The organism is Serratia sp. Ag1 (assembly GCF_000743355.1).
Lineage (GTDB): Bacteria > Pseudomonadota > Gammaproteobacteria > Enterobacterales > Enterobacteriaceae > Chania.
The window spans coordinates 122,790-144,433 of sequence record NZ_JQEI01000002.1 but is presented as its reverse complement, the minus strand read 5'-3'; the positions used below and the strand labels follow the sequence as shown (position 1 = coordinate 144,433).

The window sequence follows — 21,644 nt, the reverse complement described above, 5'->3', positions numbered from 1 at the left end:
TTGAATGTATGAATCAGACTCCCTGTGTATATATAATGCAGAGAGTCTGAATTACAAAATAAATATAATTCATTTAAATAATTGCAATAATAGCTCCGTGAATTACCCCATTGATTGGGGCTTATTAAGGCTAGCACCCTGAAATCATGAGAGTCAATGTTATTTAATTAATGCCTTAAAGGATACAATTTACTACCATAAATAATATTGGCCAATATTATTGCGATATTAAATGTCGCAAATTAACAATGCATTATATGTGTGTTTATTTGCAACTTACTTCCTGTATTAATTAATCCTGTTTGGGTTATTGTGCTGCCGGAGAAGGGGAGCCTTAAAGACGGCGATGCCCAGTCAATCTGTGAGCCACCTCGCTTTTCTGCCTTTGCAATTGGACATCCCAACACCGCTCGGTCTTTATCTACCTGTTTGGTAATGTTGATTTTTCCTTTGAGGAACCTCCAATGCATAAACCCTGCAGTTATACGCTACTGGCTGCTTCGCTGTTATTTTCTCTCAACCTTTCTGCGCAACCTGCGGGAGATTTGCCGCTCATGCCTTGGCCGCAGCAGGTTGAACTGGCGCAACCGCAAGGCAAACTGGTGCTGGATTATCGATTAACCATCGGCCTACAGGGTGACGATCTGGCGGAGGCGATACCGCGCTGGCGTGAACGTATCGAACGTCAAACTGGCTGGACGCTGGCACCGCAGGGTGCGAAAACCGGGCCGGCAACCATTTCGATCGTCATCAAGCGCAAGGTTGCACCCCAGCCAATGCCGGATAGTGATGAAAGCTACCAGCTTAAGGTGACGCCACAGGGCGCAACGCTGACCGCCAACACCCGCTTCGGGGCGCTGCACGGTATGGAAACACTGCTGCAACTGGTGCAGACCGACGGTGAAAACACCTTTATACCGTTGGTGAACATTAGCGATGTGCCGCGCTTCCCGTGGCGCGGTGTGCTGCTGGATTCGGCGCGCCACTTCCTGCCGGTTGCGGATATTTTGCGCCAGCTCGACGGCATGGCGGCAGCCAAGCTTAACGTGTTCCATTGGCATCTGACCGACGATCAGGGTTGGCGGTTTGCCTCTCAGCATTACCCCAAGTTGCAACAGCTAGCCAGCGATGGCTATTTCTACACTCGTGAGCAAATGCAGCAGGTGGTGGCCTATGCCACCGCGCGCGGGATCCGGGTGGTACCGGAGATCGATTTGCCCGGTCATGCTTCCACCATCGCTGTGGCTTACCCGGAGTTGATGAGTGCACCAGGGCCTTATCAGATGGAACGTGCCTGGGGGGTGCATAAGCCGACGCTCGATCCGGCCAACAGCAAGGTATATCAGTTTGTCGACAGCATTATCGGCGAACTGGTGGCGATTTTCCCCGATCCTTACTTGCATATCGGCGGGGACGAGGTGGATGCAACCCAATGGCAAGAGTCGAAAAGCATTCAGGCATTTATGCAGCAAAACCAATTGGCGGATGCACATGCGCTGCAAGCTTTCTTCAACCAGAAGCTGGAAAAAATCCTCGAGAAACATCACCGCCGCATGGTGGGTTGGGACGAGATCTATCACCCGGCCTTGCCGCATAATATTGTGATCCAATCCTGGCAGGGGCCGGATTCCCTGGCGGCCAGCGCGCAGGATGGTTATCAGGGCATTCTTTCTACCGGTTTCTATCTCGATCAGCCACAAAGCACCGCTTACCACTACCGTAATGAAATTATGCCGCAACCGCTGGGGGTGGCGACGGCGGTGCAGGAAGGGGAGCAGGCGCAAAGCTGGCAGTTCAGCATGCCACGTTTTAAAGGCAGCGCGGTCGAGGGCACTTTCACACTGATTGAAGGTAAAACGGGTTGGCGTGGCTTTATTGATTTCAAAGGTAAATCGCGCCGTGCGGTGCAGGATATTCAGTGGCGCACGCCGGAGCAGGTCACTTTCCGTATCGATAGCTGGATGGGGGAAACGCACCCGGTATTGACGTTGCAGCAGGATCAACTGAGCGGCTATACGCTGGTGGGCAACGTGCGTTATCCCACTACCGGCAGCAAGCTGGCGGCGATCCCGGCAGGTAAAGCACCCGTAGTGCCGGATGAACAGCATCAGGCCCAGATCCTGGGGGGCGAAGCCGCTTTCTGGGCAGAAAATATTCGCGCACCGATCCTCGATATCAAAATGTGGCCCCGCACTTTTGCGGTGGCGGAACGCCTGTGGTCGGCGCAGGATGTCACCGATGAAAGCAACATGTATCAGCGTTTGGCGGCGGTGGATGCCTGGTCGGTGGTGTCTGTCGGGTTGCAGCAGCAGGCTGAAACTGCGCGCGAGTTCACTCGTTTGGCGAACAGTGTGGATATCACGCCATTGCAGATCCTCGCAGAAGCAGTGGAACCGGCGCAGTATTACACCCGTAACCACCTGAAGTTCAAAGCCGGTAATTATCATCAGTTCGAGCCGCTCAACCGCTTTGCCGATGCTTTGCCAGCAGAAAGCATGGCGGTGCGTGATCTGCACGCCCAGGTGACATTGCTGTTGCAGGACAAAAACCATCAGGCGGCAGCACAGGCCATTCGTGAACGGTTGCAGCACTGGCAGCGTAACGCGGTGCCGGTGCAGCGAGTGATTGCGGGCAACGTGGTGATGAAGGATTTAGCTCCGGTGGGGCAGGACGTCAGCGCGCTGGCGGATCTGGGGCTGATGCTGTTGGAACGCTATCAGCAGGGCAAGCCCTTGAGCCAGGCGGAAGTTGCACAGGCGCAACGGCAACTGGATGCGGCTGCGCAGATCCGTGATGAAGTGGTGATTGCGGCGGTGTATCCGCTAGAGGCGTTATTGCGCGGCGTGACTAAACGGTGATTGCTGAGTGCAAATAAAACGGCCAGCAAACGCTGGCCTGAACTTGATGACAAAGTGGTCTTTTAACCCGAGATACCCGGGTCTAGCGCACCGAGGGGCGCTCCGGCGGCTTACGCCGCTACGACCCCTTCGGCACGCTCCCCCTAATAACAGGCTTTGTCAGCAGTCTGGGGCCAGCAAACGCTGGCCTTACAGCTATGGCACGGGGATTAACGACGAACGGCGATAGCTTCGATCTCGATTTTCACGTCTTTGGGTAAACGTGCCACTTCCACACAGGAACGGGCCGGGAATGACGCCTGGTGTTCGGTGAAGAAGGCTTCATAGGTGGCGTTAACGGTGGCGAAATCGTTCAGATCTTTCACGAAAACGGTGGTTTTAACGATATCGCCCACTTTCAGGCCAGCGGCTTCGACGATCGCTCTGACGTTTTCCAGTGACTGACGGGCCTGAGCGGCAACGTCATCGGCCACAGCACCGGTTTTTGGGTTTACCGGAATCTGGCCGGAAGTGATGATCATACTGCCCAGATCGACGCCCTGTACATAAGGGCCAATAGCGGCTGGTGCGAGTTCAGTGCTGATATTACGTGACATTTTCTCTCCTAACTCGAGGGTTTCCTTTCAGAAATTCCATTATATACCCAAGCAACTTGAAGTATCACGGGTATAGGGAGTGGCGGCCAGATTAACCGCACCACTCGTGTAGGAATCAATCTGCCTGCAAAACCACCTGATGTTCAAACTCTTTTTCGCAGTAGCGGCATTTCAGATGAACTTCACCGGCGCGGGATTTCACGCTAAAGCTGGACGCCACCGGTTCGCTACGGCTGATGCAGTTGCTGTTCGGGCAGGTCAGCACGCCATCAATATGATCCGGCAGGCTGAGGTTCAGCTTGAGCACCACTTCGTAATTGTCGATACGGTTGACCGTGGCCTTTGGTGCATACATCGCCAACTGGTTAGCCTGTTGCTCGGTCAGGAAAGTATTCTCGATCTTGATCAGATCTTTGCGGCCCAGCTCGCGCGAAGGCAGGTTCAGCCCAATGGTGATGCGCTGATCGGTGTCGGTCAGTTTGAACAGCGACAGCAGTTTAAAACCGATGCGTGCCGGAATGTGGTCGATCACCGTACCGCATTTGATCGCTTCAACCTGGAGTTTGTTATCGTGAGTCATGATGGTTCCCCTTAAATTAAAGAGCCAAATCGGCGTTTAATACCAGCGCCAACAGCGCCTGCCGGGCGAAAATGCCGTTGCCCGCCTGTTGGAAATAGTGCGCGTGCGGCGTTTTATCGACTTCGGTGGCGATCTCATCAATACGTGGCAGAGGGTGCAGCACTTTCATATTGCTGCGTGCGCCTGCCAGATCGCTGGCCCGTAATATAAATTGCGCTTTCACGTTGGCGTATTCAGAAGGATCGAGGCGTTCTTTCTGCACGCGGGTCATATACAGAATATCCAGCTCCGGCACCACTTCTTCAATGCTGCTGTGATGGCTGTAAGTGATGCCTTTTTCTTCCAGCATCTTCAGCAGGTAGCCCGGCATCGCCAGCGCCTCTGGGGCGATGAAGAAGAAGTGATTACCGTCGTATTTGGCCAGCGCCTGGGTCAGTGAATGAACGGTGCGGCCATATTTCAGGTCACCCACCATAGCGATGTTGATATTGTTCAGGCGGCCCTGAGTCTCCTGAATGGTGAATAGATCGAGCAGAGTCTGGGTAGGGTGCTGGTTAGAACCGTCACCAGCATTCAATACCGGGATACCGCCTGCGAACTCTGCCGCCAGGCGCGCAGCCCCTTCCTGCGGATGGCGCATCACAATGGCATCCACGTAGGTGCTGATTACCGAAATAGTATCAGCCAGCGTTTCGCCTTTTTTGCCGAGGGAGGTGTTGGTACTGTCAGAAAAACCCACCACCGACGCACCCAGGCGCTGCATCGCGCTTTCAAACGACAGGCGGGTGCGCGTTGATGCTTCAAAGAAGCAACTGGCGATCACTTTGTGCTTGAGCAGTTCCGGCTGCGGGTTAGCTTTCAGGCTGGCAGCGGTGCGCAACACCAGTTCCAGATCCTCGCGGCTGAGATCGTTAATAGAGATGATGTTTTTGCGATACAGCGGGTTGGCCATGTTCACTCTCCTCGACTCGTGCTGTTCTTAAGGCAAAAAAAAGCCCCTCACTGAGGGGCTTAATGAATGGGGAATGCAACAGGAGAAACAACGGCTGCTGGCTGCCGATGGGCAGTCGGTTTTGTCGGTTGTTGCGAACAAAACAAGCGGCGTTTTTCATGCGTTCTCCTGGCAAATTGTCGCGCATTATACTCGCGCTTTTTGCTACTGCAAGCGTTAAAACACCACTTTTTGCCATTTAGCAACCGATTGGCTGCTGAGCGATGGCGTAGCCAATATGGGTGTTGGTTATTTGTTAGGCTGAGAAAGATGCGTATGATAAATGTGCTTGTCCGCTTGCAAATCCCCCCGGCTGAAATGGCGCACGATATGGCCGTTTTCCATCAGCGCTGCGCGCTCAGACATATGGGCGATCACCTCGCCGTCGTGGCTGACCAGTAGATAAGTCATGCCGTGTTCGCGTTTCAGGTGGTTAAGCAGGTTGAGGATCTCCGCCTGCACCGACATATCCAGCGCCGACGTGGGTTCATCCAGCAACAACAGCTTGGGCCGCAGCAACAAAGCGCGGGCGATTGCCACCCGCTGGCGTTGGCCGCCGGAAAGCTGGTGCGGGTAACGCTCGGCCATGGCCGGGGTTAAACCGACCTGCTGCAAGGCCGCGTTGATACGCGGCAGAAGGTGTTTTTCGCCGTGGATCCTCAGCGGTTCCCCCAGCGTGCGGCCAATCTTGTGCTGCGGATGCAGCGAAGCGTAAGGATCCTGAAACACCATCTGCACGTCACGGCGCAACTGGCCGGTGAAGCGCTGCAATGGCTGAATCGCCTGACCGAGCAGCCGTACTTCGCCGCGCCATTCGCGTTGCAGCCCCGCCAGCACGCGCAATACGGTAGATTTACCGCAGCCGGAGGCCCCGATCAGGCTGAAGGTTTCCCCGGCCTCGACGGCAAAACTTACCGATTCGACGGCGATTTTATGGCCGTGGCCCTGCGGGAAGCTGACCTGCAGGTTCTCAATTTCAATCAGTGCCATGTTTGCTCCGGGTAAAATCGAGGTTGCGGTCCAGCACCGGCAGTTCCTGACCATAGGTGGCCGCGCTCGGGCGGCAGGCCCACAGCGTGCGGGTATAAGGATGCGTTGCCCGTGGCAGATCGGCAGCGATGCCCTGATCCACCAACTTGCCCTGATACATCACCAGCACCCGATCGCAGTGGGTGGCCACCAGCGGCAGATCGTGGCTGATCAGCAGCAGGCCCATATTGCGCCGCTCGGTTTGCTCGACGATCAGATCGAGAATTTGATTACGCAACCGGGCATCCAGCGCCGAGGTCGGTTCGTCGGCAATCAGTAATTGCGGATCGTTAACTAACGCAATCGCCAGCATGGCACGTTGGCCCATGCCGCCGGAAAGCTGGCCGGGATAGCTGTGATAGACATGCTCTGGTAAACCGACGGCGGCCAGAGAGTTCAGCACCCGCTCATGGCGATCGGCGCGGGTCAGAGCGTTGTGCAGCGTCAGAGACTCTTCGATCTGTTTGCCAATGCTGCGCACCGGGTTCAACGCATAGCGTGGATCCTGCAACACCATGGCGATTTGGGCACCGCGCACTTCGTTCCACTGGCGTGGTTGCAGCGTCAGCAGGTCGGTTTGGCGGTAACGCAAAGCATCGGCGTTGACGAGGCCCGGTTTACGCACCAACCCCATCAACGCGCGGGCGGTCATCGATTTGCCGGAACCCGATTCCCCCACCAGGGCGACCTTTTCGCGGCCAATCGTCAGCGAAAGATTATCCACCACCCGGTGGCCGTTAAAGTTGATGCAGAGATTGCGTGCTACCAAAAGTGCTTCAGTCATGATGCGGATCCAGTAAGTCGCGCAGGCCATCGCCCAGCAGGTTAAACGCCAGACTGCTGATCAGGATCGCGCAGCCGGGGATCGCGGCAATCCACCATTGATCGAAAATCACCTGCATACCGTCTGCCACCATTGAGCCCCATTCGGCCATCGGTGGCCGCGCGCCCAGGCCGAGAAAGCCCAGCCCGGCAGCGGCGAGAATAATGCCTGCCAGATCGAGCGCCAGCCGCACCACCGCCGAAGGCAGACACATTGGCAGAATATGCCCCCACAGCAAGCGTGGCCCCTGAATGCCCATCATTTCGGCGGCGGCCAGATAATCGCTTTTGCGCAGCAACTGGATCTCGGCCCGCGCCTGACGGGCATAGGCGGGCCAGGTGGTGAGTGCCAGCGCCAACGCACCGTTAACCAACCCCGGCCCGAGCATCGCCACAAAGGCAAAGGCTAGAATCAGCCTTGGCATCGACATCACCACGTCGGTAAAGCGCATCAATACGCGCTCCAGCCAGCCGCCGTAATAGCCGGAAAGCACGCCGATCAGCAGACCGAACGGCAGAGTGATCACCGTGACTAACAGCACCAGCCCGAGCGTGGGGCGGGTGCCGTAGATCAGGCGCGAAAGCACGTCGCGGCCATAGCTGTCGGTGCCGAGCCAGTGGCCAGCACCTGGTGGCAGCAGGCGGTTGGCGGCGTTCTGCCAGTTTGGATCCACCGGTGCCAGCCAAGGGGCGAACAGGGCGATCAACACCAACATCAGCAGGATCAGCGAGCCGCAGGTGGCAGAAGGGGAACGTTTGAGCATCGTGATCGTCATCTTGGCCGCGTCCTTGGGTCGATCGCGCGTACCAGCAGATCGGTGAGCGTGTTGATCAGTACAAAACACAGGCCGATCAGCAGGGTACCGCCCATAATTGCGGTGGTATCACCGGCAAACAGCGCGGTAGTGAGGTAGCGGCCAATGCCGGGCCAGGAGAACACGGTTTCGGTCAGCACTGCGCCTTCCAGCATGCTGGTATAAGACAGGGCGATCACCGTCAACAGTGTGCCGCCAATATTCGGCAACACGTGGCACAGCATAATACGCATCTCGCTGGCACCCTTGGCGCGTGCCAGCGTAACGTATTCTTTATTCAACTCGCTCAGGCAGGCCGAGCGCGTCAGGCGGGTGATGCTGGCGAGTGAGTAATAGGCCAGCAGGCAAACCGGTAATACCAGATGTGCCAGCGCATTACGCACTGCGCCGGGATCACCGGAAAGCCAGGTGTCGATCAGCGTAAAGCCGGTTTTGCTCTCTACGCTGTATTGGTAGATATCGTCCAGCCGCCCCGGCCCGGCGCTCCACTGCAGTTTGGCGTAAAACAGCAGCAACATCAGCAGCCCGAGCCAGAAGATCGGCACCGAATTACCGAGCAGGGTGATGAAACGCACCAAAATATCCAGCTTGCTACCGGCATAACGGGCGCACAGTACGCCGAACAGCACGCCGAGCGTGGCGCCGATGATCAGCGAAAGCGTGGCCAATTCCAAAGTGGCCGGAAAGGCGTGCAGCAGATCCTGCAACACCGGTTGGCCGGTGGCGCTGGCGGTGCCGAGATCGCCGTGGACCAGCCGCTCAAGATAGTGCCAGAACTGCACCGGCAGCGAGCGATCCAGCCCGAGCTGATGTTTCACCTGCTCATAAGTGGCGGCGCTGGCGTGATCGCCGACGATCTGTAACACCCGATCCACCGGCGACAGCGCCGAAAGCAGGAAAGTGATTAACAGCAGGCCGAACAGCGTCAGCGCCAGCGTGAGCAAGCCTTGGGCCAACGCCAAAATGTGACGCCGGGCAGAGCTCCCCGGCGTAGTTTTTATTGCTACCGACATGGCAATCCTGGTTATTTGCTGACGCGATCGTAGTAAACCATATCCGCATTCAGGCCCTGTTGATAGCCTTTCACGTTATCGCGCAGCACCACCTGTGTTTTGGCCTGATCGATAAATACATAAGGTGAACTGCGTTGCAGTTCCTGCTGCATGGCGGTGTACAGTGCGGTGCGTTTGGCAGGATCGGCCTCTGCCACTGCCGCCAGCGTTTCTTTCGTCAACTGAGGGATTTGCCAGCCATTGAACCAGGCCACTGTGCTGCTTTTGCCGTCGTTATAGGCAAAGGCACTGGCGTTGGAATGCGCGTCGAAGTAATCCGGGATCCACAGGCGGATCGCCGCCTGATGCTGCTTGGCACGTACGCGGGCGTACACCTGGCTGCCCGCCGCAGGCAGCAGTTCAAGCTTTACACCACCTTGCGCAAAGCTGGCCTGCAACGATTGGGCAATGGTGATAAACGGCGGTTTGTTTTCTACATCCAGCGTCAGGCCGGCGTTAGCGATCCCGGCTTTTTCCAGAATCGCTTTGGCTTTGGCAGGATCGAAGCTGAATGGGGTATCTTCCAGCGCCCCCGGTAAACCGACCGGCAGGAAGCTCTGGTGCACGAAGTATTGCCCTTTCAGCAGATCTTTGGTGATGCCCTGATAATCCACCAGATAGCGTGCCGCTTCCCAGAATGCCGGGTTTTGCAGCAGCGGATTAGCACTGTTTCCGCTGTTGAAGACCAGATAGTTTTGCTCGGCAGACGGGATCTCCAGCACTTTAACGCCCTGCTGGCTTTTCAGTGCGGCGGTCTGATCCGGGCCCAATTCACGAGCCACGTCGGCATCCCCTTGCTGGATCAGCAAGCGACGCGCGCTGGGATCCGGCACGTTTTTGATGATGATATTGCTGAGCAACGGCTTATCGCCCGGTGACGTTGGGTTGGCATCCAGCACGATCGCCTGATGCGGCTGATATACCCGCATCTTGAACGGGCCGCTACCGGCAGAGTGCATTTTCAGCCAGGCGTTGCCGAAGTCGTCGCCTTTCACGTTTGACTGCACGGCTTTGCTATCGACAATTGACGCGATCGGCGTTGAGAGAATATTCAGCGCTACCGCTGGGCTGACGTCTGCCGTCCAGCTCAGTTGCACGGTATGATCGTCGATCTTCTTCAATTGTGTGTCGATATTGTCCGGCTGCCAGCCGAGCACGTTAAGGATAAACGCGGGTGATTTATTCATTTTCACCGCGCGCTGATAAGAGAAGATCACATCGTCGGCGGTTAACGGGTTGCCAGAGGAGAACACGGCTTCCGGGCGCAGCTTAACCGTCAGGGTTTTAGCCGCCGCAGCATCCTGCCAACTTTCTGCCAGCACCGGGATCACCTTGGCCGGGTTGTCGCGATCGGCCTGCACCAGCCGCTGATACAGGCTAGGTACGGTCTGAATGCTGGAGAGTTCGTTGGCTTCCGCCGGATCGAGGCTGACAATATCATCCAGCGACTGGACTACCACCAACGTATTGGGCGGCGTGGCGGCGAATGCGGTTCCGGAGAGTGCAGCGACAATAAACAGCGGTAAGGCTTTGGCTTTCATAGACGTTTCCCTTGAGTGTGCTGGTAAACCAGAACGGAGAACAGGTTGTTATCATTGATTTTTTACGGCATTGACACCGTCAAAGTGCCACGGTAGAACGTTCGTAAAAGGCAGGCAAAGGCTAATAGGTTATTTGATATAGCTAAAAGAACTATAAAGTGGGTTAAATAGTACCGTTTCGATGTGTGGCGGATAGAGCCCCTTTTAAATTAGGGGCTTATCAGCGAGATTGAAGGCTTACAGCACCTTGCTCAGCGTGGCGACCATCACCGCTTTAATGGTGTGCAGGCGGTTTTCTGCCTGATCGAACACGACGCTGTGCGCAGATTCGAATACCTCGTTGGTGACTTCCATACCGCCATGCAGGCCGTACTGTTCAGCCATTTGCTTGCCCAACGTGGTTTGATCGTCGTGGAATGCGGGCAGGCAGTGCAGGAATTTTACCTGCGGGTTACCAGTCAACGTGATCATTTCCATGTTCACTTGGTAAGGCTTCAAGAGAGCGATACGTTCCTGCCACACCTCTTTGGGTTCACCCATCGAGACCCAAACGTCGGTATACAAGAAGTCAGCGCCTTTTACCCCTTCGGCAATATCTTCCGTCAGCGTGATTTTGCCACCGGTCTGCTGCGCCAGCGCCTGGCATTCTGCCACCAGTTCCGCCTGCGGCCAGCAGGCTTTTGGCGCCACCAGGCGCAGATCCATCCCGACTAGCGCAGCGGCTTCCAGCAGGGTATTACCCATATTGTTATGTGCATCACCAATGTAGGCGAACTTCACTTCGCTCAACGCTTTGCTTGGCAGGTGCTCACGCACGGTGAGCAGATCCGCCAGCAGTTGGGTTGGGTGGAACTCGTTGGTTAAACCGTTCCACACCGGAACACCGGCATGGTTTGCCAGCGTTTCCACCAACTGCTGGCCAAAACCGCGATACTGAATACCGTCATACATACGGCCCAGCACGCGGGCGGTGTCTTTCATCGATTCTTTATGGCCGATCTGGCTGCCGCTTGGGCCAAGATAGGTGACCTGCGCTCCCTGATCGAATGCGGCAACTTCGAAAGAGCATCGGGTACGGGTTGAGTCTTTTTCGAAGATGAGCGCGATGTTTTTACCTTGCAGATAACGGGTTTCCTGGCCTTGCTTTTTGGCCTGCTTTAAATCAGCGGACAGTTGCAGCAGAGACTGGATCTCGGCAGGAGTAAAATCCATTAACCTTAAAAAGTGACGACTGTAAAAGGGGTTGGCTTTGCTCATCTTCGTATATCCTTAACGTTTTAATTGAATTAAAATTCACTTTATATGTATGAATATTCAATTTCAACCCTGAGAAAGAAATCTTTCACGTTTATCATGGCAGCGGTGACACTGGTGTGTGAAAATGGAAGGATTGAAAGCCATTTACTGAGGATAGAGGCATGGCAAACCGCGAATTGCTGGAAGAACAACGTGAAGAAACCCGCCTGATCATCGAAGAACTGCTGGAAGACGGCAGCGATCCGGATGCGCTCTACACTATTGAGCACCATTTCTCTGCCGAAAAGTTTGAGGTATTAGAGCAGGCCGCTGTTGAAGCTTTTAAACTGGGCTATGAAGTGACCGATGCCGAAGAACTGGAAGTGGAAGATGGTTCACTGGTGATGTGCTGTGACGTGATCAGCGAAGTCGCGCTGAATGCTGAACTGATCGATAGCCAGGTGGAGCAACTGGTGGCGCTGGCAGAAAAATGCGGCGTTAACTACGACGGTTGGGGCACCTACTATGAAGATCCGAACGGCGAAGACGGTGAGGATGACGACGAAGACGGCGAGTTTATTGACGAAGACGACGACGGTAAGCGCCATTAATTAATCCGTGGGCCGGGTTCCCGGCCCTTTGCTCCTGTGTAATTTCAAATGACATACCATTCTTTATTAGCTCCGATTCTGAATTTCCTGCACTGTGAAACCCCCGATGGCTGGATTAACGCAGCGCGTCGCCCGGAAAATCTGCCGCTGTTGCTGACTGACCATATGGTTTGCGAACTGAAAGCGGCGCAGACCGGCATGTGGTTGATCCGCCGCTATGTCGTGGACAAAGAAAGCGGTGATGCGTTGCTGGCACTGTTACGGCCCTACGAAGCCTTTGTGCATGAGGAGCAGGGCGTGCCGGAAGCTTTGTTCCGTCAGAGTGCTTTCACCAAGAAGATTCTGCCGAAAAATGGCTCAGCCTATGGGCAGGATCTGGTGGATAAAATGGTACTGCTGATTAAGGAAGAGCTGCATCACTTCTCACAGGTATTGGAGATTATGCAGGCACGGCAGATCCCGTATAAAAAGATCACCGCCAGCCGTTATGCCAAAGGTATGATCCGTGAAGTGCGCACTCACGATCCGGTCACCTTGATCGATAAACTGATTTGTGGTGCTTATATCGAAGCCCGATCCTGCGAGCGTTTCGCCAAATTGGCCCCGTTTCTGGACGACGAACTCAACCGGTTTTATGTTTCGTTGCTGCGATCTGAAGCACGCCATTATCAGGATTACCTGACGCTGGCGCAGCAGATTGCCGGTGATGATATCAGTGAACGCGTGGCGCATTTTGGCCGTATTGAGGCGGAACTTATCCGGTCGTCGGATAACGAGTTCCGCTTTCATAGCGGTGTGCCAGTGGAGTAAGGGGTTACACTCCTTTACCCAACATCAAATCCACCGCCCTTTCCGCTAGCATAATGGTTGGGGCGTTAGTGTTACCGCTGGTGACCTGTGGCATAACCGAGCAGTCCACCACCCGTAGACGTTCAAAACCATGTACCCGCAGTTGCAGGTCGGTCACCGAGTCCGAGGTGTTTTGCCCCATGCGGCAACTGCCCACCGGGTGATACACCGTTTTGCAGAAGTTACGCACGAATTCCGCCAATTGTGCTTCGTCGCGAGTCCACTGTGGTTGTGGCATCAGCAAATCCTTAATCAGTGGCTTAAGGGCGGCGGTTTCTAAGAAGCTCAAGCCAAATTTCACTGCACGTATGCTGCCAGCCAGATCGTCCGGGTGACCGAGGTAATTGGCCCGCAACTTGACCGGATCGCTTGGGTTACGGCTGCGCAGTTGCACTTCGCCACGCGCCTTCGGCTGCAGATAGCCGACTTTTAGCGTCATGCCGTGGATCGCTGGCAGCGGTTCGCCGGGCACGTCGTCCCAACTGTCCAGCAGCGGCAGGAAATGGATCTGCACATCGGGCCGGCCATCGCCCAGGCTGTCGGTGAAGGCCGCACCTTCTAACACGTTGGAGCTTAGCACGCCGCTACGAAACGCCATCCATTCGGCACCGTGGCGCAGCGCCTGTAAACCGCGATCGGCACCGAACAGGCTGACAGGTTCGCGCAGGCTGACGTTGATCGACATGTGCAGATGATCGTGGAAGTTTTTGCCTACGGGCAGATCCGCCAGTGGCGTAATGCCTAACTGTGCCAGATGCGCTTGTGGGCCGATGCCGGAAAGCATCAGGATCTTCGGTGAACCGACCGCGCCAGCGCTGAGGATCACTTCCTGGCTGGCTTGTGCGGTGATTTCACTACCACCGTTTTGGCTGTAAATCACTCCGGTTGCCACGTTGTTTTCAAGAGTAACCCGGTGAACCAGCGCATTGAGTTTCACTACCAGCCGATTGTTATCACGTACCGCTTTTAGGTAGGTGCGCGCGGTACTGGCGCGTTCACCCTTATGGGTGGTGGTTTGATAGAAACCGACTCCGTGCTGACTTTCACCATTGAAATCATTGCGATAGGGTAGGTTCAGCTCTTGGCCTGCGCGGATAAATGCCATGCTGAGCGGGTGCCGATAGCGGTTCTCGCTGACGGGCAGCAATCCGTCACTGCCGTGATAGCCATCAGACAGGCTTTCGTTGGCCTCTGCGCGTTTAAAATAGGGCAGCACATCCTGATAACTCCAGCCGGTGCAGCCGAACTTTTCGGCCCAATCATTGTAATCCTGCTTTTGGCCACGGATGTAGATCATGCCATTTACCGAACTGCTGCCACCCAGCACTTTGCCTTGGGCGATCTGCATACGTCGGTTGTTGGCGTGGGGTTCTGGCTCGGTTTCATATGGCCAGCTTTTCTTGGCGATGATCTTTGCTACCCCGGCGGGCATTTTGATGAAGAGGTTATTGTCGTCGCCACCGGCTTCCAGCAGCAGAACGCGTGCCTGAGTACGGCGGATTAACTGTGCTGCCAGCACACAGCCCGCTGAGCCTGCGCCAACAATAATGTAATCGAAGGTATTTTCCGACATGACTGCCTCCTGTGCGTGATAGCTTGTTATTGCAGAGTAACGCAGCAGGATGGATGGTCAATTTCAGATTGTTAATTTATTAATGAATATCACATTAATTTTAATTAAAATCGTATTTAATTTATAAATTTACTTAAAATACAAATAATTAAATGTATATTGAGTTTATATTAATAAGGTATTGATGTTGTTGGAGGGCCAGGTATGGATGTTAAACCTGTTCCCCCCTCATTTTCTTTTAGCGGTGCGTTGTATTCTGGTATTGCTGGTAGTTCCGTTGTGTAGCGATATGGTCGGCAATATATTTGGCATCATGCCAGACTCCCCAAATAAAGGTTGAACCACGGCGCGACAGCCAGGGCAACCCTAAGAAATAGATACCCGGCTCGCGCGAAACTCCGCGTTGGTGTTGCGGTTTGCCTTGCTCATCGAAAGCATCGACGGCAAGCCAGCGATAATCCACCGTATACCCTGTTGCCCAGACAATAGAAGTAATGCCAGCTTCAGAGAGATCAAGCTCCAGAATCGGATGGGTCATGCATGCCGGGTCGGGCAAAAGATGGCGGGCTGCTGGTTCTTCTGGGAGATCCAACCCATTGCGGGCGATGTAGGCATCCGCCGCATCCAAGAGTTCCAGGTAATTCTCATCGCCGCGAGCAATATTCTCTTGCAGGTCGGGAGCAAAAGTCACCCTACCATTCTGAAAGGAACGGGTTAACCCAACCAGTTTTACGCCTTCATGAGCCAATTGGCGGAAATCGACCGTATAGCCTCCGTGGGCGCCGCTGACGGCGATCGTAACGTGTTCCTTACCCGGTTGATTCACTGCCGCATCCCATAAACCCAGTACGCCTAACCACCAGCAGAAGTCGCGGTTACGGTAGGCCCGGGGTGGGCGATCGTGCGCCCCGACAGAGAGATAAACCTGTTTTCCGGCTCGCCGCAGTTCGTCGGCGATCTGCACCCCAGATGAACCCGCGCCAACAATCAGCACAGCCCCTTCGGGCAACTGTTGCGGGTTACGGTAGTGCGCAGAGTGTATTTGCGTCAGAGCGTTATCTCGCGGGGCGATGGCGGGGATCACCGGGCGTTGGAATGGGCCGGTAGCGGCCACAACGCGCTGTGCTTTTATGGTGCCTTCGGTTGTTTCAATGCTAAAACCAGGGCTGCCCAGATTACGCTGGACGCGTTTTACCTCTACGCCAGTGTGAATAGGGGCGTTGAATTTATCGGCGTAGGCCGCAAAATAATCGGCGATCTGCTCTTTGGGTACAAAGCTGTCGGGGTCGGCTCCTGCAAATTCCAGCCCAGGGAAGCGGTCGTGCCAGGCAGGGCCGTTGGCAACCAGAGAATCCCAGCGCCCTGTACGCCAGGCTTCGGCTATCCGATTCTTTTCCAACACTAAGTGTGGGATGCCAAGTTTCGTCAAGTGTTCGCTGATGGCGACACCCGCCTGACCCGCTCCCACCACGAGGGTATCGATTTCGATTTTATCTGATTTCATCTCTGCATCCTTAGAATAGTTATATCAGGCAAGCCTTGTTATCTATCCGCCAGGTGAAATATGGCGGTATCGGTTTTCAAGGCTATGAAATGGAACTGCATGGGTAAAATATTATTAAACTAAGGATTGAAGATAATTTAATGATGCAAGGTGGGGATAAGCGCCAGGCTCATGACTCCCATTCCACCTCAAATTAACGGTATATGCGGGTTAGTTTTTACCTTGTCAGTCATAACTAAAAATATTGTTTTACTCATTATGTTTTTTTTGCATGATAAACCAAGAGGATTATTTACCGGGTTCATATTTATCATAATGAATCTCACACGATATTTTATTGGTCGTAGCATACGCATCGCTGTCATATTTTCAGTTAACAGGAGTCGTTCATGAGTAATGTCATCCATACTCGTATTCGCATGTTCAATACTAAAGAAACTTATCCTAATCAATCCTTGGATAACGATCTTTGTCAGGCGGTGCGTGCGGGAAATACCGTTTATGTTCGTGGCCAGGTTGGGACTGATTTTGCGGGTAATCTTGTCGGGCTAGGCGATCCACGTGCTCAAGCAGAGCAGGCGATGAAAAATGTCAAACAACTGCTTGAGGAAGCCGGGAGCGATCTGTCACATATTGTCAAAACTACGACTTACCTTATTGACCCAAGGTATCGTGAGCCTGTCTATCAAGAAGTGGGTAAATGGCTTAAAGGGGTGTTTCCTATCTCCACCGGCATTGTGGTGTCGGCTTTGGCGCAACCGCAATGGTTGATGGAAATCGATATTATTGCCGTTATTCCCGATGGCTGGAAAGCGCAGGAGGCGTTATGACCTTTTCCATTGCCGCACGCTGTGCAAAGACCGGGCAATTGGGTGTTGCCCTGAGTTCTTCGAGTATCGCTGTCGGAGCCCGCTGCCCATGGTTGCTGGCTGGCGTTGGGGCCGTTTCCAGCCAGAATATCACGCTCCCCATGCTGGGCCAGCAGGTGCTGGAAAAACTGGAACAGGGCGTGCCTCCTGGCGCGGCACTGGATAACGTGCTGGCTAACCAGCGTTTTAGCGAGTATCGCCAGGTTATCGCTATCGACAGTGCTGGCGTAACGGCGGGGTTTAGCGGTGAGCAAACACTGGGTGTCTACCATGCGGCGCAGGGGAGGGATTGCGTGGCAGCGGGCAACATGCTGGCCGATCAACAGGTCATTAATGCTATGGTTGCCGCCTTTGAACGGGCGACAGGCCAACTGACCGATCGTTTGATGGCTGCATTACAGGCGGCGGTGGATAACGGTGGCGAAGCGGGGCCTGTGCATTCTGCTGCGGTTAAAGTGGTGGGTAGCTACTCTTGGCCGATCGTTGATCTGCGGGTTGATTGGGCAGAGCACGATCCGATTGGGGAGTTGGCCGCGCTTTGGCAGGCGTATGCGCCGCAGATGCAGGCGTATATCGTTCGGGCGGTGGATCCCCGCGAGGCGCCAAGTTATGGGGTGCCGGGCGATGAGTGATGAGGTGCGTAATATATTGGGGCAATTGCTGGCTTTTGATACCACTAGCCGGGAATCCAATCTTGAACTGATTCATTTTATACAAAATTACCTGGTCGGTTTAGGCGTGGAGACGCAACTCTTTCATGATGCCGATGCCAGAAAAGCAAACCTCTACGCCCGTACCGGTCCGGCCGGGCAAGGTGGGGTAATGCTGTCTGGTCATACCGATGTCGTTCCCGTTGATGGGCAGCAATGGAGCATGCCGCCCTTTGCGCTGACGCACCACAATGGCCGTTACTATGGCCGGGGCAGTGCGGATATGAAGGGATTTCTGGCGTGCGTGTTAGCTTCTGTACCAGATTTTCTTGCTCAACCTCTGCGTATGCCGTTACATCTGGCTTTTTCTTACGATGAGGAGATCGGTTGCCTGGGTGTACGCAGTTTGGTCGCGCATTTGCAGGCATCAAAAGAGAAACCCGCAATGTGTATTGTGGGGGAACCGACGGAAATGAAGCCCGTCTATGGCCATAAAGGGAAACTGGCGATGCGTTGCCATGTGCGCGGCCACGCCTGCCACTCGGCCTATACGCCGCACGGTGTGAATGCCATTGAATATGCCGCTAGGCTGATTAACAAATTGACCTCGCTTGGCACTCAATTGGTGGCCACGCAGAATCCGCGTTTTGATCCGCCCTACAGTACGTTGCAGGTGGGCACGATTCGCGGAGGTGCCGCGCTTAATATCGTGCCGCAAGACTGCCAGTTTGACTTTGAAATTCGCCATTTACCGGGCGTGCAGGTTGGCGCGATTATCCGCGAGCTGGAACAATACGCTGAAACTGAGCTATTGCCCGCCATGAGACAGGTTGCTGCGAGCAGCGATATTCAGCTGCAGCCATTGAGCCAATATCCGGGGTTATTAACCGATCTACAGTCGGATTTTGCCTACTGGTTGGCGCAATGGTGCAGCAGTGATGAGTTCGCTACGGTGGCTTTTGGTACGGAAGGTGGTCTGTTTGATGAAGCTGGCGTCGCGACATTGATCTGCGGGCCCGGCAGTATGGCGCAGGGCCATAAACCGGATGAGTATGTCAGCGTGGAACAGCTTGAACGCTGTATGAAAATGCTGACCAATTTGCGTATCTGGATGATGGCCTAAAGTACATTGGCCAGTTCGCTCTTGCAAAACTCAACGAACAACTGAGCCGGTTTGGTCAGTTGATTGTGGGTTAACCAAGCCGCAACCAGCCCGGAACCTTCGACTTCGTCTTTCAGCTCAAGCGTCGCCAGCGGCTGGCCGTCGTAACTGTACTTGCCGTGGGGCCTGGTGACTAAAATCGCAAACCCCAATCCCTGGCCTACCATGCCGCGTACCATTTCTATGGAGGGTGAACTGAAAACGATATTCGGCGTGATGCCGATGCGCGTGAACAAGTTGACGAAATAATGGCGGCTTGGCAAGACATCCAACAAAATCATCGGTTCAGCAGCCAAATCTGCCAGAGATATCTGCGTTTGCTGCGCGAATTGATGATTGGCGGGTAATAACACATAGGGTTTTCTCGGCGCTGCCAGCATATCGGTTGAGAGATTGTCATTCAGATCGTGGCGGTATAAAAGAGCCACATCAAGGCTACCCGTCGTTAACTTTTGCACCAATTCATGCTGTTCTCCATCACGAATAATGGTTTCTATGCCAGGGTAAAGCGTTTTAAATCCTCTGATCAGTTTCGGTAAAATTAATGGTGCCACCGTTTCGAAGCAACCAATACTGATTTGCCCTGAAATCATGTCATTATCCGCCAAGGCATTTTGCTCAAAAATATGCGCCATTCTTAATAATTTTTGTGCCTTGCTATAAAAACGCGTGCCAGATGGAGTCAATGAAACGCCTTGAGCATGGTGGCGAATAAAAAGCTGCACGCCAAAGTTGTCTTCAAGGCCTTTTATCGCCGTGGAGATCGAGGGTTGGGCGATATATAACTTACGCGAGGCTTCAGCAACGCTGCCACATTTGGCGGTGGTCACGAAGTATTTAAGCTGGCGCAAGGTGTAGTTAGCCATTATTCGATTCCTCAACTGCTCTGGCGCTATGTAGGTGCAGGATTCTGTCGCCTACAAGCAACGCGAATTATTCTGGGTATAAGGAGGAGATAAAACGTCTGAATAGCGAACTTAATGTTTTAATTAAATGTTGTCAATATGTTAATTTTCGGCTGGCGGCATAAGATAATGCGCAGGGTTTAACCGTGAGGAGGTTCAAAGAATTTATACCTTGAGAGGGTTCCTATCCACAGCTATTTCCCAAAAAGCTGGAGAGCGTCTGCCTGATTGCTTAAATTCCCATAAATCTTGGATATATCTCTGCTGCTAAGTTTTTTTATTACCATCCAGCATATTTTTACTGCTTTTCCCCCATCAGGAAGCCAGATAGCATCAATTTTCATATTTAACATTTAATAAACATATGGATTGCATGATGGGGGCGTAGGTATGTTCAATCTCAGTGACTGGCAAGAGCGAGCTGCTCGTCAAAGCTTTATTGATCAGGCAATTATTGATGGGCGTCGTGTGACTGCCGCTTCAGACAGCAAGTTCGAGGTGGTGAATCCCGCGACAAACCAGCTTTTGGCGCAGGTTACTGCCTGCGATGCAGCGGATGTCGATCGGGCCGTGTGCGCCGCACGTCGCAGTTTTTCGCAGGGGATATGGGCACATCAACCGCCCGTTGAACGTAAAAAAGTTTTGCTGCGCTTGGCTGAGCTGATCCTTGAACACCGTGAAGAGCTGGCGCTGCTGGATTCAATGAGTATGGGCAAACCGGTGATGGATGCCTGGAACGTTGATGTTCCCGGCGCGGCGCGGGTGTTTGCCTGGTATGCAGAAAGCCTGGACAAGCTTTACGGGCAGGTTGCGCCAACGGCGCAGAATGCTCTGGCGACTGTTACCCGGGTGCCGCTCGGGGTGGTGGCGGCGGTGGTACCGTGGAATTTTCCACTGGATATGGCGGCCTGGAAACTGGCGCCCGCGCTGGCGGCAGGCAATAGCGTGGTACTCAAACCTGCCGAACAGTCGCCATTCTCGGCTCTGCGTCTGGCGGAACTGGCGTTAGAAGCCGGGTTGCCCGCTGGTGTGCTGAATGTGGTGCCCGGGTTGGGTGAACAGGCGGGTAAAGCGTTAGGGCTGCATCAGGACGTCGATAGCCTGGTTTTTACCGGCTCAACCCAGGTCGGGAAATACTTTATGCAGTATTCGGCACAATCGAACCTCAAGCAGGTCTGGCTGGAGTGTGGAGGGAAAAGCCCGTGTCTGATCTTTGATGATTGCCAGGACCTGGATCTGGCTGCGGAAAAGGCCGCTTTTGCCATCTTCTATAACCAGGGCGAAGTCTGTTCGGCTAATTCCCGTCTGTTTATTCAGCGCTCAATTCACGATGCGTTTATCGAACGCCTGATCGCTCATGCTGCGGGTTGGCAACCCGGCGATCCGCTCGATCCGCAGAGCCGTGCGGGGGCGTTGGTCGATGCCCGTCAGACCCAGAACGTAATGAACTTTATTGCCGAGGCCAAGCAGGAAGGGGCTCACCTGGTCTACGGTGGCCAGCGTTTGTGCTTCAACGGCTCGGATAACTTTGTGCAGCCCACGTTATTCACTCAGGTACGAGCCGAGATGCGCTTGGCGCAGGAGGAGGTTTTTGGCCCGGTATTAGCGATTTCCACCTTCGATACTGAAGATGAAGCGGTCAGCATGGCGAATAACAGCGTTTACGGGCTGGCGGCCTCCGTCTGGAGCGATGATCTCAACCGCGCCCACCGGGTAGCGCAGCGTTTGCATGCTGGAACGGTATCGATCAACACCGTAGACGCGCTCGACGTGGCCGTGCCTTTCGGCGGCGGTAAACAGTCAGGCTTTGGGCGCGATTTATCTCTGCACTCGTTCGATAAATATACCCAGTTGAAAACCACCTGGATTCAGTTGCGCTAGCGTGTCAATGCAACTCCCTGACAACAATAATTTATACCCCAAATAATTCGAGTTGCTTGTCGGCGGCAGGGCGCAGCCAATACCCAAGCAACTTGAAGTATGACGGGTATAGAGGGTAAG

The 21,644-nt window shown here is 54.2% G+C and carries 20 protein-coding genes; 7 read left to right on the top strand and 13 right to left on the bottom strand.

What is annotated here, in order from left to right:
* The first annotated feature begins 464 nt into the window (after positions 1-464).
* Positions 465-2,858, top strand: coding sequence for a family 20 glycosylhydrolase (locus IV04_RS01005; RefSeq protein ID WP_037400446.1), 2,394 nt, complete (start codon positions 465-467; stop codon positions 2,856-2,858).
* A 209-nt stretch (positions 2,859-3,067) separates the two neighbouring features.
* On the opposite strand, the gene ridA is transcribed toward IV04_RS01005, so the two are convergent.
* The 10 genes from ridA to argF form a co-directional block, all read right to left on the bottom strand.
* Positions 3,068-3,454, bottom strand: coding sequence for a 2-iminobutanoate/2-iminopropanoate deaminase (gene ridA / locus IV04_RS01000; RefSeq protein ID WP_037400448.1), 387 nt, complete (start codon positions 3,452-3,454; stop codon positions 3,068-3,070).
* A gap of 115 nt (positions 3,455-3,569) precedes the next feature.
* Entirely contained in the window at positions 3,570-4,034 is a 465-nt protein-coding gene (gene pyrI, locus IV04_RS00995; protein ID WP_037400450.1) for an aspartate carbamoyltransferase regulatory subunit, read from the bottom strand.
* 16 nt (positions 4,035-4,050) lie between these two features.
* Positions 4,051-4,986, bottom strand: coding sequence for an aspartate carbamoyltransferase (gene pyrB, locus IV04_RS00990; protein WP_037400453.1), 936 nt, complete (start codon positions 4,984-4,986; stop codon positions 4,051-4,053).
* Positions 4,946-5,146, bottom strand: coding sequence for a hypothetical protein (locus IV04_RS26530; RefSeq protein WP_197062177.1), 201 nt, complete (start codon positions 5,144-5,146; stop codon positions 4,946-4,948). The genes pyrB and IV04_RS26530 overlap by 41 nt, the downstream gene beginning before the upstream one ends.
* A gap of 128 nt (positions 5,147-5,274) precedes the next feature.
* On the bottom strand, positions 5,275-6,015 hold the full coding sequence (locus IV04_RS00985) for an ABC transporter ATP-binding protein (RefSeq protein ID WP_051916545.1): 741 nt from the start codon (positions 6,013-6,015) through the stop codon (positions 5,275-5,277).
* On the bottom strand, positions 6,002-6,838 hold the full coding sequence (locus IV04_RS00980) for an ABC transporter ATP-binding protein (protein ID WP_037400456.1): 837 nt from the start codon (positions 6,836-6,838) through the stop codon (positions 6,002-6,004). Before IV04_RS00980 ends, IV04_RS00985 begins: the two co-directional genes overlap by 14 nt.
* Complete coding sequence (locus IV04_RS00975) at positions 6,831-7,640, bottom strand: ABC transporter permease (protein ID WP_369794857.1); 810 nt, start codon at positions 7,638-7,640, stop codon at positions 6,831-6,833. Before IV04_RS00975 ends, IV04_RS00980 begins: the two co-directional genes overlap by 8 nt.
* Positions 7,641-7,648: 8 nt before the next feature.
* Positions 7,649-8,704 (bottom strand): ABC transporter permease, encoded by a 1,056-nt coding sequence (locus IV04_RS00970; RefSeq protein ID WP_037400462.1) that lies wholly within the window; start codon positions 8,702-8,704, stop codon positions 7,649-7,651.
* Between the two features lie 11 nt (positions 8,705-8,715).
* Positions 8,716-10,284 (bottom strand): ABC transporter substrate-binding protein, encoded by a 1,569-nt coding sequence (locus IV04_RS00965; RefSeq protein WP_037400465.1) that lies wholly within the window; start codon positions 10,282-10,284, stop codon positions 8,716-8,718.
* 237 nt (positions 10,285-10,521) lie between these two features.
* Positions 10,522-11,541 (bottom strand): ornithine carbamoyltransferase, encoded by a 1,020-nt coding sequence (gene argF / locus IV04_RS00960; protein ID WP_037400470.1) that lies wholly within the window; start codon positions 11,539-11,541, stop codon positions 10,522-10,524.
* 161 nt (positions 11,542-11,702) lie between these two features.
* On the opposite strand from argF, the gene rraB reads away from it, so the two are divergent.
* Together rraB and miaE are read left to right on the top strand one after the other, a co-directional pair.
* Positions 11,703-12,131 carry a ribonuclease E inhibitor RraB gene (gene rraB / locus IV04_RS00955; RefSeq protein ID WP_037400473.1) on the top strand — a complete coding sequence of 143 codons (429 nt, stop codon included), beginning with the start codon at positions 11,703-11,705 and terminating at the stop codon, positions 12,129-12,131.
* A 48-nt stretch (positions 12,132-12,179) separates the two neighbouring features.
* Positions 12,180-12,941: a tRNA isopentenyl-2-thiomethyl-A-37 hydroxylase MiaE gene (miaE, locus tag IV04_RS00950; RefSeq protein ID WP_037400477.1), complete on the top strand. Its 762-nt coding sequence runs from the start codon at positions 12,180-12,182 to the stop codon at positions 12,939-12,941.
* A gap of 4 nt (positions 12,942-12,945) precedes the next feature.
* Here the strand turns inward: miaE and IV04_RS00945 are convergent, their stop codons facing one another.
* Positions 12,946-14,553, bottom strand: a complete 1,608-nt coding sequence (locus tag IV04_RS00945) for a GMC family oxidoreductase (RefSeq protein WP_037400480.1) — start codon at positions 14,551-14,553, stop codon at positions 12,946-12,948.
* Positions 14,554-14,791: 238 nt separating this feature from the next.
* Positions 14,792-16,057, bottom strand: coding sequence for an NAD(P)/FAD-dependent oxidoreductase (locus tag IV04_RS00940; RefSeq protein ID WP_037400483.1), 1,266 nt, complete (start codon positions 16,055-16,057; stop codon positions 14,792-14,794).
* Between the two features lie 389 nt (positions 16,058-16,446).
* Between IV04_RS00940 and IV04_RS00935 the strand changes: the two genes are divergently transcribed.
* Genes IV04_RS00935 through argE form a run of 3 tightly spaced genes read left to right on the top strand, consistent with a single transcriptional unit; the run spans position 16,447 to position 18,699 of the window.
* On the top strand, positions 16,447-16,887 hold the full coding sequence (locus IV04_RS00935) for a RidA family protein (protein ID WP_037400486.1): 441 nt from the start codon (positions 16,447-16,449) through the stop codon (positions 16,885-16,887).
* On the top strand, positions 16,884-17,558 hold the full coding sequence (locus IV04_RS00930) for a DUF1028 domain-containing protein (RefSeq protein ID WP_037400489.1): 675 nt from the start codon (positions 16,884-16,886) through the stop codon (positions 17,556-17,558). The genes IV04_RS00935 and IV04_RS00930 overlap by 4 nt, the downstream gene beginning before the upstream one ends.
* The gene (gene argE, locus IV04_RS00925) at positions 17,551-18,699 is read left to right on the top strand and encodes an acetylornithine deacetylase (RefSeq protein ID WP_037400492.1); all 1,149 of its coding nucleotides are present in this window, start codon (positions 17,551-17,553) and stop codon (positions 18,697-18,699) included. The genes IV04_RS00930 and argE overlap by 8 nt, the downstream gene beginning before the upstream one ends.
* On the opposite strand, the gene IV04_RS00920 is transcribed toward argE, so the two are convergent.
* Entirely contained in the window at positions 18,696-19,604 is a 909-nt protein-coding gene (locus IV04_RS00920) for a LysR family transcriptional regulator (protein ID WP_037400494.1), read from the bottom strand. The genes argE and IV04_RS00920 overlap by 4 nt on opposite strands.
* A gap of 429 nt (positions 19,605-20,033) precedes the next feature.
* Between IV04_RS00920 and IV04_RS00915 the strand changes: the two genes are divergently transcribed.
* Positions 20,034-21,524, top strand: coding sequence for an aldehyde dehydrogenase (locus IV04_RS00915; protein WP_037400496.1), 1,491 nt, complete (start codon positions 20,034-20,036; stop codon positions 21,522-21,524).
* Positions 21,525-21,644 lie beyond the last annotated feature (120 nt).